The 13,256-nt window shown below is 43.1% G+C and carries 9 protein-coding genes; 7 read left to right on the forward strand and 2 right to left on the reverse strand.

Annotated features, from left to right (window positions below; genetic code table 11):
• Positions 1–82: 82 nt before the first annotated feature.
• Positions 83–346 (reverse strand): DUF7219 family protein, encoded by a 264-nt coding sequence (locus V7K67_RS09425; protein WP_334710621.1) that lies wholly within the window; start codon positions 344–346, stop codon positions 83–85.
• Between the two features lie 1,013 nt (positions 347–1,359).
• Between V7K67_RS09425 and purC the strand changes: the two genes are divergently transcribed.
• From purC to V7K67_RS09460, 7 genes are all read left to right on the forward strand, one after another.
• Positions 1,360–2,097 carry a phosphoribosylaminoimidazolesuccinocarboxamide synthase gene (purC, locus tag V7K67_RS09430; protein ID WP_334730879.1) on the forward strand — a complete coding sequence of 246 codons (738 nt, stop codon included), beginning with the start codon at positions 1,360–1,362 and terminating at the stop codon, positions 2,095–2,097.
• Between the two features lie 127 nt (positions 2,098–2,224).
• Positions 2,225–4,795 (forward strand): BamA/TamA family outer membrane protein, encoded by a 2,571-nt coding sequence (locus V7K67_RS09435; protein ID WP_334730878.1) that lies wholly within the window; start codon positions 2,225–2,227, stop codon positions 4,793–4,795.
• A gap of 220 nt (positions 4,796–5,015) precedes the next feature.
• The gene (gene lpxC / locus V7K67_RS09440) at positions 5,016–5,882 is read left to right on the forward strand and encodes a UDP-3-O-acyl-N-acetylglucosamine deacetylase (RefSeq protein ID WP_335166252.1); all 867 of its coding nucleotides are present in this window, start codon (positions 5,016–5,018) and stop codon (positions 5,880–5,882) included.
• An 81-nt stretch (positions 5,883–5,963) separates the two neighbouring features.
• Positions 5,964–6,494, forward strand: coding sequence for a 3-hydroxyacyl-ACP dehydratase FabZ (gene fabZ / locus V7K67_RS09445; RefSeq protein ID WP_334710612.1), 531 nt, complete (start codon positions 5,964–5,966; stop codon positions 6,492–6,494).
• Positions 6,495–6,803: 309 nt separating this feature from the next.
• Positions 6,804–7,622 carry an acyl-ACP--UDP-N-acetylglucosamine O-acyltransferase gene (gene lpxA, locus V7K67_RS09450; RefSeq protein ID WP_334710611.1) on the forward strand — a complete coding sequence of 273 codons (819 nt, stop codon included), beginning with the start codon at positions 6,804–6,806 and terminating at the stop codon, positions 7,620–7,622.
• 133 nt (positions 7,623–7,755) lie between these two features.
• Positions 7,756–8,925: a lipid-A-disaccharide synthase gene (gene lpxB / locus V7K67_RS09455; protein ID WP_334730876.1), complete on the forward strand. Its 1,170-nt coding sequence runs from the start codon at positions 7,756–7,758 to the stop codon at positions 8,923–8,925.
• 98 nt (positions 8,926–9,023) lie between these two features.
• Complete coding sequence (locus tag V7K67_RS09460) at positions 9,024–10,292, forward strand: DNA cytosine methyltransferase (protein WP_334730875.1); 1,269 nt, start codon at positions 9,024–9,026, stop codon at positions 10,290–10,292.
• A 239-nt stretch (positions 10,293–10,531) separates the two neighbouring features.
• Here V7K67_RS09460 and nifH read toward each other — a convergent pair whose 3' ends face one another.
• The gene (gene nifH / locus V7K67_RS09465; RefSeq protein ID WP_334710608.1) at positions 10,532–11,422 is read right to left on the reverse strand and encodes a nitrogenase iron protein; all 891 of its coding nucleotides are present in this window, start codon (positions 11,420–11,422) and stop codon (positions 10,532–10,534) included.
• Positions 11,423–13,256: the final 1,834 nt, after the last annotated feature.

The raw sequence follows: 13,256 nt of genomic DNA on the forward strand, positions 1-13,256 counted from the left end.
AGCCATTAGCCATTAGCCATTAGCCATTAGCCATTAGCCATTAGCCATTAGCCATTAGCCATTAGCCATTAGCCATTAGCCATTAGCCATTAGCCTCTCCCTGATCATCCTGAAACGGGTCTTCGCCAATTCCTAGCTCTTTTTTTGAGCGTTTCAACTGTTTCCACAGATCCTTTATTTGTTCGTAAGCTGCACCTGGAGGTAGTTTTCCACCTGTTTCTAAGTTGCAAATGTAGCTGACTCGTTGAGCAAATTCCTGTAAATTTGCATTAAAAACCAAGTTTTCTGGCTTTACCTGACCGTAATAACGACCACGAGGGAAGAGAAAATCATCCTTGTTCACTATTTTATTCTCCAATGTATTCAATTCTCCTTCTATTTGAATCTCTGAAGCTGAATCACTAGCTAACCTAATCTTTCTTTTATCAGACTGGGGCAAATCCAATCATCCAAATCCTTTTCCAATTGGTGATACAGGAATTGGTTAATTTAGATTTTGAGACTAGTACAACACGGCGGAAATAAACCACCCATTTAAAATAGCCAGAAAGCTTACAAAATAAGCATTCTTTCTTTTTACTTTTGCCTTTTTACCAAGCCCCTTCGGGGCGGGAACAGGGAACTCTTAACAGGGAACAGAAAAAAAATTAGCCCCGAATACAGGGTTTAAAGCCCCTAAATTTATTTATGAAAAGAGATAAAAATATTTGAAACGAGATGGCGTCAGCCACGATGTTTCAATGTGTCCTTGTACAAATCCCCTGATTTTAATTATGGGGATTTCCCTGTTGCCTGTTGCCCGTTCCCTGTTCCCTTTTAATTTTGCCTTCTTGTACTAGAGGGTAAAGCTTAAAATATTTTTGTTGTAAATGTTACAAAAAAGCTTCTGCTAAAGTAACCAGAGAGAATATTTGACTTTCCTCCCAGTTGTCAATTTATCTCATCTTAATTTATGAAGTCCAAACTGTAATCAACTTCAGTCGAAACAATTAGATACATAATAAAAGATACTCAGATATCTTAGCAAAATTATATCTGCAACAATAATTACAATTTCTCCAATAAACTTACTTAAGTAAATATACTATGCAGAAAAGCAAATTGTCCTCTGTTAAAAGTTAGAGATTTAGTTCTGAATCTCTGGCAATTAGCTAGTGAAGAATGACCAACAAGAGGGCATTAGGTATTGGGCATTGGAAAGAGGCACAGAAGCGGGGTGCGGAGGGGAAAATTCTTCTCCCTTGCTCCCTGCTCCCTCATTAAAATAATCACCAATGGCTAATAGTTAATAACTAAAGATAAAATGGTGAAGCCTCAAAGGACAACTCTTGTCCATAGCCTAAAACTTTACCTGCCACCATGTCTGTTAATTCCAAGTTATACGAAGGCAAAGCGAAAATTCTGTATACAACGGACGATCCGGAAGTCTTGTTGGCTGATTTTAAGGACGACGCCACGGCGTTTAACGCCCAAAAGCGTGGCAGCATCCAAGGTAAAGGAAAAATAAATTGTAGCATTTCCAGCCAGCTTTTTAAACAGTTGGAGGTTTATGGTATAAAGACTCACTTTATCGACAGCCCTGCCCCAAATCAGATGCGAGTGAGGGCTGTCAAGATTTTGCCCTTAGAAGTGGTGATCAGAAATATTGCTGCTGGCAGTCTGTGTCAGCAAACAGGATTACCAGTGGGTACAATTCTGAAACAGCCTTTGGTTGAGTTTTATTACAAAAACGATCAGTTAGGAGATCCTTTATTGACACGCGATCGCCTGTACCTGCTAGAACTAGCTACTGCGGAACAAGTAGACGCAATTACACATCTAGCATTGCAAATCAATGAATTTCTCAATAACTTTTGGCAGCTGTGTGGTATTACCCTAGTAGACTTCAAACTAGAGTTTGGTTTGGACTCACAACAGCAGTTGCTCTTGGCAGATGAAATTAGCCCCGACACCTGCCGTTTGTGGGATACCGCAGAAGAAGACTCAAACCGCCGGGTAATGGACAAAGACCGCTTTCGCCGGGACTTAGGAAAAGTAGAGGATGCCTACCAGGAGGTTTTACAAAGAGTGCTAAAAGCAGTAGAGAGTAATAATTAAGTGAGCAAAAATAAATTAAACTCGTGTGGATTGTCATTTGTCCTTTGTTATTCACCAATGACTAATGACCAATGACTAATGACTATTTGTGATGGTGTGTGTGGTCGTGAAGAGGAATATAAGTAAAATGCGTTTATCCCCCGTATTGCTGGCAGTAGTGGCAATTGCAGCCCCTTTGGGTGGCTCATTGAGTGCAAATGCCGAAACCGCCAACAGTTCAAAACAGACAACAGAAGTTTTGACACTAGAAACAAATCAGCAGCCAGAAAAGGACACTGGTCAGGTTAACTCTAGTAAAAGTCTAGAATCTCTATCTAAATCCATAGGGGTTATAGAAGGGGAGCGTCCCCAATCCCGCGTTGTCGCAATTTACCCTGCCAATCCAGCAGCGATGCCTGGGTTGGGCTACGCTTACGCAACCCCAGAGGTAAAAGTGTCAGCCTCCACAACGCCAAAAACTGCACAAACCTCTCAACTCAATCCCAGCCCTACTCAACAGCCCTCTCCAGCGCCAGAAATTCAACAACCAACGCCTTCCCCAACTCCTGAGACTACTCCAGTCCCAGAAAATATTAATCCACCGACAACGGAACCTTTATTACCCACAACTCCAAAACCCTCTGCCACTCCAGACACTTCTCCCCCGACTAGTCAACAAAGAACACCTGCCCCACGCCCAGGTGCTACTCCCAGTCCGCAAAATGTTAACCCACCGACAACTCCGGGAAGCCCAGGTGCTACTCCCAGTCCGCAAAATGTTAACCCGCCGACAACTCCGGGAAATACTCAACCCAACACAACCCCAGAAGCCAATGACCCCCGCGTACTGGTGTCGGAAGTAGTAGTCAAATCACAGGCTGGACAACTATCACCAGAACTAGAAAGCCAAGTTTACAAAGTAATTCGTACTCAACCAGGACAAACCACAACCCGCAGCCAGCTGCAAGAAGATATTAACGCCATTTTTGGTACTGGCTTCTTCTCCAACGTCCAAGCAACGCCAGAAGATACTCCCTTGGGAGTGCGAGTCAGCTTTGTGGTGCAGCCTAACCCTGTTCTTAGCAAAGTAGAAGTGCAAGCCAATCCTGGCACTGGTGTCGCTTCTGTACTACCAGCTAATACTGTGGATGAAGTCTTTCGCGATCAGTATGGCAAAATCCTCAACTTGCGTGACTTGCAAGAAGGCATCAAGCAGTTAAACAAGCGGTATCAAGACCAAGGCTACGTGCTAGCCAACGTGATTGGAGCGCCACAAGTCTCTGAAAACGGAGTTGTTACCTTGCAAGTAGCAGAAGGGGTAGTAGAAAATATTAGAGTCCGGTTCCGCAATAAAGATGGTCAAGAGACAGACGAAAAAGGACAACCGATTCGGGGACGGACAAAAGAATACATCATTACACGAGAATTGGAGTTGAAGCCAGGACAAGTATTCAACCGCAACACAGTGCAAAAAGACCTACAGCGTGTGTATGGATTGGGACTGTTTGAAGATGTGAACGTGTCCCTTGATCCTGGTACTGACCCCAGCAAGGTGGATGTAGTAGTGAATGTAGCTGAACGCAGCAGTGGTTCCATTGCGGCTGGTGCAGGGGTTAGTTCTGCTAGCGGACTTTTTGGCACCCTTAGCTATCAACAGCAAAACCTGAACGGTAGAAACCAAAAACTGGGAGCAGAGATACAGGTGGGGCAGCAGAATTTAGTGCTGTTTGACCTGCGCTTCACAGACCCCTGGATTGCAGGAGATCCTTACCGAACTTCCTACACAACCGATATTTTTCGCCGCAGTTCTATTTCGTTGATTTTTCAGGGCAAAGATCGGAATATTAATACATTTGACCCAAATAATCCCACTGATACAACTTCTCAGGCCAGCCCCCGCATTCTCCGTTTAGGTGGTGGTGTCACTTTTAGCCGTCCCCTGTCCTCTAATCCCTATAAAACTTCCGCATGGTCAGCCTCAGCAGGTTTCCAGTATCAACGAGTTTCTGCCCGTGATGCCAATGGCAATATTGTAAAAACAGGAGGGCTATTTGACAGTAATGGAAATCCTATTAACCAGAATGGAAATATTGTCGCACAACCAACCACCACTCAATTAACCGAGTCTCCAGGAGGTCAAGACGATTTGTTGCTGTTTCAACTCGGTATACAGCACGATCTCCGTAATAACCCTTTGCAACCCACCAAAGGTTCTTATCTGCGCCTCGGTATTGATCAGTCAGCCCCTATAGGACTAGGCAACATTCTCCTCACCAGATTACGGGGGAGCTACAGCCAATATTTACCCATCAAGTTGATTAGCTTCTCTAAAAAAGGCTCACAAACTCTAGCATTTAACTTGCAAGCAGGAACAATTCTTGGTGACTTGCCTCCCTACGAAGCTTTTACCCTTGGGGGTAGCAACTCCGTTCGGGGTTATGGAGAAGGAGACTTAGGTAGTGGACGCAGTTATGTGCAAGCATCAGTTGAGTATCGGTTCCCAGTTTTTTCAGTAGTCAGCGGCGCACTATTTTTTGATGCCGGTAGTGACCTGGGAACTAGTACTCAAGCCGCTGAATTGTTGAATAAAAACGGCACTGGCTATGGTTATGGTCTTGGCATTCGCGTCCAGTCTCCACTGGGGCCAATTCGGGTTGATTACGGTATCAACGATAATGGTGGTAGCCAGATTAATTTCGGTATTGGCGAAAGATTTTAATTTGTCATTAGTCATTGGTCATTAGTCAGTTGTCATTAGTGAATCACAATTGGACAAAGGACAAAGGACAATTAACTTTTTGGGATTAGCTTGCTAATTTTTACATTTACCTCAATACTGTTCCGATAAAGGGATTAATGAGATTTTTCGGGGAATATCAGGGATTTTACCAAACACAGACGATGAACAATACTAAAGGAAATATATTGACTTTTCGGCTATGCAACAGCACACTCTAGCAGCAGAAATCACCCAAATAGGGGTGGGACTGCATAGCGGTGTGAATACCCAGGTGCGGATACTACCAGCGGAGGCGGGAAGTGGACGCTACTTTGTGCGGGTGGATTTACCGGATTTACCGATCATTCCAGCCCAAGTTACGGCAGTTAGTCACACTGTTCTCTCAACTCAGTTAGGTAAGGGTGAGGTATCTGTTCGCACGGTAGAGCATTTGTTGGCAGCACTTTCGGGTATGGGTGTGGATAATGCCCGTATCGAAATTGATAGCCCAGAAGTCCCACTTTTGGATGGTTCAGCAAGTGTGTGGACAGCCAATATTGCCCAAGTTGGCTTAGTATCACAACCAGTTAACAACCCAGTTCCCTTGACTGTTACAGAACCCTTATGGATCTATCAAGGGGATGCCTTTGTATCTGCCCTCCCAGCACCAGAAACCCGCTTTAGTTATGGTATTGATTTTGACCTGCCCGCCATTGGTAATCAATGGCATAGTTGGTCACTAACGGCTGAAGTAGGAACAACTTCTACTAGCTTTGCGGCGGAAATTGCTCCTGCGCGTACTTTTGGGTTACTACATCAAATTGAACACTTACAAAAAACAGGGCTAATTAAAGGTGGTAGTTTGGATAATGCACTCGTTTGTGGACCAGAAGGCTGGCTAAATCCACCATTGAGATTTGCAAATGAGCCAGTCCGTCATAAAATCTTGGATTTAGTAGGAGATTTAAGTTTACTAGGAACTTTTCCTCGCGCTCATTTCTTGGCGTATAAAGCCAGCCATAATTTACACATTCAACTGGCTCAAAGAATTTTAGATTTGGGATTTGGGATTTTAGATTCAAACTAAAGCCTAAAATCTAGGATTAATAAGACTTTGGATATACAGCTGCCTACTCAACTTTCAGATGAAAAATCAACTACACGGCCAATGTCAATCCTCACTGAAGTGAATACGATCGATACGACTACACCTATATCTACCGAACCACAGGCTATAAATGAGACTACAATCAGTTCTGAGATTAAAACAACTTTCACATCTGAAGAAATTCAGAAATTGCTACCCCACCGCTACCCATTTTTACTTGTAGACAAAATAATTGACTACGCTCCAGGTAAAAAAGCTGTTGGCGTTAAAAATGTCACTATCAACGAACCTTATTTTCAAGGACATTTCCCTGGGCGTCCACTGATGCCAGGGGTGTTAATTGTCGAAGCAATGGCACAAGTCGGGGGCATTGTCCTAACTCAAATGTCTTCGGTAGAAGATAGACTGTTTGTCTTCGCTGGTATCGATAAAGTCCGCTTTCGTCGCCAGGTCATACCGGGAGATCAACTAGTAATGACGGTGGAACTGTTATGGGTAAAACAACGTCGTTTCGGTAAGATGCAAGGTCGTGCCGAAGTTGACGGTCAACTTGCTTGTGAAGGGGAATTAATGTTTTCTCTAGTTAACTAAAAGTTTGCTTTCGTGGTGTGGGTATAGCCGTGAAATGCCCCTACTGAATCCTAAAAAAGGATAACAGTAAAAAATCCACAGCAGCATCTGATAATTTCTTGATTTTTGCCGCCCTCTCTACGAGACGCACTCACAAACACACTTAACTTGCTTTGCCCGACACTTTCGTTCACTGAAAATACTTCACGCTCAACAATGTCAGTCGCCTCAATGGGACGGCAGTTGGTATAACTCTCTTCAGTAGAGTCATACGCTGCCTAGAAACCCGTCCTGGCGCTGGCTTATCAAGACAGTTCTGGAGATTCACCCTTGAAAACGCTAATTCATCCAACTGCTGTAATTCATCCGAAATCGGAACTCCACCATACAGTGCAAGTCGGTGCCTATGCTGTGATTGGAGCGCATGTCAAAGTGGGCCCTGAAACAATAATCGGCGCTCATGCAGTGCTAGAGGGACCTTGTGAAATTGGGGCGCAAAATCAGATTTTTACAGGTGCAGCCATCGGTATGGAACCCCAGGATCTCAAGTTTGTGGGAGAACCAACCTGGGTCAAAATTGGTGATAACAATTTGATTCGTGAGTACGTTACCATTAACCGCGCTACTGGTGCTGGTGAAGCAACGGTAATTGGTGATGGCAATCTACTGATGGCTTATGTCCATGTGGCTCATAACTGCGTGATTGAAGACCAAGTAGTGATTGCTAACTCTGTGGCGTTGGCTGGTCATGTCCATATAGAGTCACGCGCTAGGCTGAGTGGGGTTTTAGGTGTCCATCAATTTGTGCGTATTGGTAGACACGCAATGGTAGGAGGTATGGCACGTATTGATCGGGATGTGGCCCCATATATGCTGGTGGAGGGAAATCCGGCGCGGGTGCGAACCCTCAACCTTGTCGGACTCAAACGGTCTGGTATGGATTCAGCAGATTTACTTATGCTGAAAAAAGCTTTCCGCATTCTCTACCGTTCTGATTTGTCCTTTAAGGATGCCTTGGAACAGTTGGAATTGTTAGGGGATAGCGAAGAGTTGCAGCATCTACGCCGCTTTCTGCTACTTTCTCAGATGCCAGGAAGACGTGGTTTAATTCCCGGTAAAGGGAAAAAAGGCGTGAGTGATGAATCGTAAGTTAGGAGTTAGGAGTTAGGAGTTATGAGTTATGAGTTGATAAATTTAATTTTTTAACTCTTTACTCCTGATTCCTAACTTTTAACTACTAAATCCTCACTTTGAATTCCTAACTCCTCACTTTAATTATCAAATGCGGATATTTATCAGCACTGGCGAAGTATCTGGCGATTTACAAGGGTCGCTGCTAATTTCAGCGCTGAAGCGTCAAGCTGTGGCGATGGGGTTGGAATTAGAGATTGTGGCACTGGGAGGCGAAAAAATGGTAGAGGCGGGGGCAGTACTGCTAGGTAATACTAGCAGTATTGGCTCAATGGGTATTCTAGAAGGGCTACCTTATCTTTTACCGACCCTCCAGGTGCAACGTCAGGCGATCGCTTCCTTAAAGCAAAATCCACCTGATTTAGTGGTACTAATCGACTACATGAGTCCGAATCTGGGAATTGGGACTTACGTGAAACGGCATTTACCAGATGTACCTGTGGTGTATTACATCGCTCCCCAAGAGTGGGCTTGGTCGATCAATGTGCGTAATACTAACCGAATTGTTGGTTTTACAGATAAGCTGTTGGCAATTTTCCCACAAGAAGCCCGTTACTTTCGTGAGAAAGGGGCAGAAGTTAGTTGGGTAGGTCATCCTTTGCTTGACCGGATGCAGGACGCTCCCAGTCGGGAAGCAGCCCGTGCAACCCTGGGGATTGCACCAGAAGAGATTGCGATCGCACTCCTCCCCGCCTCTCGTCACCAAGAACTAAAATATCTTTTACCAATTATTTTTGAAGCTGCTCAAACTATTCAAGCTAAATTACCTGAAGTTCGTTTCTGGATTCCCCTATCGCTAGAAGTCTATAGACAGCCAATTGAAGAGGCTATTAAGCGTTACGGTTTACGGGCTACAGTTCTATTAGCTCAACAAAAGGAAGTTTTTGCTGCGGCTGATTTAGCCATTAGCAAATCTGGTACTGTCAACCTAGAACTTGCTTTGTTAAACGTGCCGCAAGTTGTAGTTTACCGCCTCAGTTCCCTGACTGCTTGGATAGCTCGTAAAATCCTCAAAGGCTCTATAAGCTTTGCATCGCCACCTAATTTAGTAGTGATGAAGCCGATTGTGCCAGAATTTTTACAAGAGGAAGCTACGGCAGAAAATATTATCCAAGCAGCAATGGAATTACTACTCAATCCCAGTCGCAGAGAGCAAACTTTGATAGATTATGAAGAAATGCGGCAGTGTCTAGGGGAATTTGGGGTGTGCGATCGCGCTGCTCTAGAAATTTTGCAAATGCTGCCGGGGTGTGGGGGTTAGGGACTGGGGACTGGGGACTAGGAAAATTTTGTATATTTAATACGCCATACTCAATACCCAATACCTAATCCCCAATACCCAATCCCTTTAGAGGTGTCATGACTTATGAGATGAAAAAACAAAGAGCGATCGCAGTTGATTTGTTTGCTGGTGCGGGTGGTATGACTCTTGGCTTTGAACAAGCTGGTTTTGATGTGCTAGCGTCTGTGGAAATTGACCCGATCCACTGTGCAACACATGAGTTTAACTTCCCTTATTGCTCAGTGTTATGTAAAAGTGTTGTGGATACAACCGGGGAAGAAATTAGGAGTCGGTCTAAGATTGGCGATCGCGAAATTGATGTGGTAATTTGTGGCTCACCATGTCAAGGATTTTCCCTAATTGGTAAACGGGCTGTCGATGACCCGCGAAACTCCTTGGTATTTCACTTTCATCGGCTGGTTTTTGAGCTAAAACCGAAATTTTTTGTGATGGAAAATGTTCGGGGTATCACAGTTGGTGAACACAAACAAATCCTCCAAAGCTTAATTAGCGAATTTAAAATATACGGCTATCAAGTAGAAGAAGATTACCAAATTCTCAACGCTGCAAATTACGGAGTACCACAATCTCGTGAGAGATTATTTCTGATAGGTGCAAGGGAAGATGTAGAGTTACCAAAATACCCTCAGCCGATTACTAAACAAGCATTAATAAATAATTTAAATTCTAAAAAACTATCTGACATCCCATTGAGTCCTACAGTCTGGGATGCAATTAGAGATTTACCCGAAATAGAAAAATATCCTGAATTATTAACAAGAGATTGGGTTATAGCAGAATATGAAAAGCCTAATAAATATGCTCTTGTACTTCGTGGTCTTAAGTGCCTAGCTGATGATTATTCTTACAAACGTGAATATGACTTGCGAATACTTTCTTCAAGTTTAAGAACAAAACATTCTGCGGAAACTATTAAACGTTTTCAGGATACTCAACAAGGCGAAAGAGAAAAAATTAGTCGTTTTTATAAGCTACATCCTGCTGGTGTCTGCAATACTTTAAGAGCCGGAACAGACAGGTATAGGGGTTCTTTCACATCTCCGAGACCGATTCATCCATCTACGCCCCGCTGTATTACAGTTAGGGAAGCAGCAAGATTGCATTCTTACCCAGATTGGTTTAGATTTCATGTAACCAAATGGCACGGATTTCGGCAAGTTGGTAACTCTGTACCACCGCTACTAGCAAAGGCTGTGGCGTCAGAAATTATTCGCAGTTTGAATATTTCGCCTTTTAAGCCGAGTTTGCGATACAAGTTGGGAGAGGAAAAGCTATTACAATTTAATATGTCGCAAGCAGCACAATATTATCAGCGTAACTGGTAAGAATACACTGCTAGGGAGAATTAATCTGAGACAGTCATTCTGCCATTTTCGAGAAATTTGTATGTATAGCGGCTTGCACTAATAATTTTGCTGCACTCCAATTCAATATTCAAAAGTGAAATTCAAAAAATCCGAATAATTAGCAACTTGGGTTATTAGGGATTGAAACAAAGAAATACAAAAATTGGGGAAAGGGTGGGTAACAGCCCACCCTAGACCATTATTTACTTAGCAACACTTTAAACAGGTGCTTCAGTAGCAGTTTTGCCAACTAGCATTGCGGTATTTTCGTCACTTTCAAGAATACCGAATTCAATCAACAATTCTTCTAACTCTTCCATCTCAATGGGGGTGGGGACGGTGAGGTTCTTGTTGTCAACGATCTTTTGAGCCAATGTCCGATATTCGTTAGCTTGATTGCTGTCAGGTGCGTACTCGTTAACAGTCATCCGGCGCAATTCTGCGTGTTGTACAATATTGTCACGAGGTACGTAGTGAATCATGTGGGTGTTCAACCGTTTTGCCAGGGTTTCGATTAGGTCGATTTCCCGGTCAGTGTTACGGCTATTACAAATCAAACCACCCAAGCGCACGCCACCTGTGTGAGCATACTTAAGAACACCACGAGCGATGTTGTTAGCAGCGTACATCGCCATCATTTCACCAGATGTAACGATGTAGATTTCTTGTGCCTTACCTTCGCGGATAGGCATTGCGAAACCACCGCACACAACGTCACCTAATACGTCGTAAGATACGAAGTCTAGGTCTTGGTAAGCACCATTTTCTTCTAAGAAGTTGATGGCGGTGATGATACCACGACCGGCGCAACCTACACCGGGTTCTGGCCCACCAGATTCTACGCAAAGAACGTCACGGAAACCCTTAAGCATCACTTCATGGAGTTCGATATCTTCTACTGCGCCACGTTCTGCTGCGAGGTGAAGAACGGTTGTTTGAGCTTTACTGTGTAGCATCAAACGGGTAGAGTCAGCTTTAGGGTCGCAACCGACAATCAGAATGCGTTGACCCATTTCTGCCATAGCTGCTAAGGTGTTTTGAGAAGTGGTAGATTTACCAATACCGCCTTTACCATAGAAAGCTATTTGTCTAATCTTTTGCTCAGTCATGGTTGTGTTTTCCTACAATGATTTAGTTGATGAGTCAGAAGCTTGATGTGAAATATTCACCCTTGGTGGTGTAGGGAAGTAGAGCCTGTTGGCGATTGCACCCTGGCAAAAACAGTTAAAATCAGAACATATTTACCCACGAAGCGTAGACGCAGAGCGGCTTGTCGTCAGACATCGCTTAAGAGATAGAGAAATCTAATCTCCTAATAACGAAGCCTTTGAAACTATGACTTCAGCATTATCAAGCTGTTGTAATCAATCCCAAATGGTTGCTCAAGCCTCAAGAGTGGTTGCAGCAGGAATTCAAATGAACGCAGATTTGTTCCTTGAACCACACAACCAACCAAATTGCAATCCACTCTTAAATGGTCACCACAACTTTTCTGATTTTGCTGATGTCAAGTAACCAAGAAAATCTATAGCGCTTCTCGTTTCGTGATTGATGCAGCAGGATAAATTCCAGCCGAAAAGTAGCAGTTACAGATGCAGTACTATAATGTCTGCACAGGCGACATCTGATACTCTGGCTGAGATAATATCTTGGTGACTTTTGACAATATGGTTAAATTCCTCGAAATTATGGAACGACACCATTCTGCTTGAAGTTTTCGTTCCAAAAGTCAGCAACTGCTTCAACTTGGTTTGCGGTTGAAATGTTTGCTCCCGCAAGACGAAGTTAGTAAATATTCTGTATTTCTATTGAATTGTCAGGCTGTACTAAGAGTCTTTCTTCCCAGACTCCAAGAGTAATTGCCTTTGGCGGGTAATGCTCTAGCTAGGTTAGCCAACTCTTATTGGCTCATACCCAGATAAATTTTGATTGACTTCAAGTTGTTACAAAGGCTACTATCCTACTCAATCTAGTTTTAGATTTTCGTTAAAAAAGATGTAGCTAATTGAAGGGGACTTAGCAGAGCAAAAAAACTTTATTGAGCTTGCCTCAAACTTGTCTTGAAGTTTTTTTGTGCTTTCACTCGTTTTGATTCCTATAAAAACCATAACATACATCTCACTAAATAATTTGCCGAATCTCAAATTATTTATCTATTTAATAGAAGATTATCCTTAGAACCTTTAATAGTCATAAGTTACGTTCTCGCTGGTTGCTAGTTAATGAAATTATTTATCATAGCCAATATGTGCAGTTAGATACTTTTGGGAATTTGATAAAAGCATTTAAAACTAATGTTTGATAAAGAAAACATAATTTCTTATTTTTGCAGTTAGCAACTATAGCAATCCGATTTGATTCCTGAATCACTCGTAGAGAAAGGGAACGGCTAATAGGGAACTCTTAACTGGGAAGAAGGAATAAAGATATATTGAGTTTTTTAGGACTTACGCAAAGGTAACGAAAAACGTAGACGCGGAGCGGCTTGCCGCAGGCTACCACGGAGGACGCAGAAGCCACGGAGGAATGAGAGTTTGAGAGAGTTTTTGCATAAGTCCTATTTTTGAAATGCACGTAGTAGACTGTCTACGCAAAATAGTGCATTAGACGTAGACGTAGGTTGGGTGGAGCGGAGCGCAACCCAACATATATCAGGATGTTGGCTTTGGCAAAACCTCCAACGCCACTTGCTACAACGCTCTTAACCCGCGCAACGCAGTGGCTCCCCAACCTACAATTTTTTTGCAACATTAAAGCCATGACAGTCCATTACAAGACTACCGAGATTTTTTCAGAAATTAAATAGGATTCCTATATATTTTTTCAACTAACTATAATTTGAGAGAAATTACCAAGTTATCCGTGCCGGGAAAGCCCCTAAATTCTATTTATGGGGGCTAGGCACGGGCGAATTTATTCGCAGTGATATGTCTCTTGTGATAT

The organism is Nostoc sp., assembly GCF_036917155.1.
Classification (GTDB): Bacteria; Cyanobacteriota; Cyanobacteriia; order Cyanobacteriales; family Nostocaceae; genus Nostoc.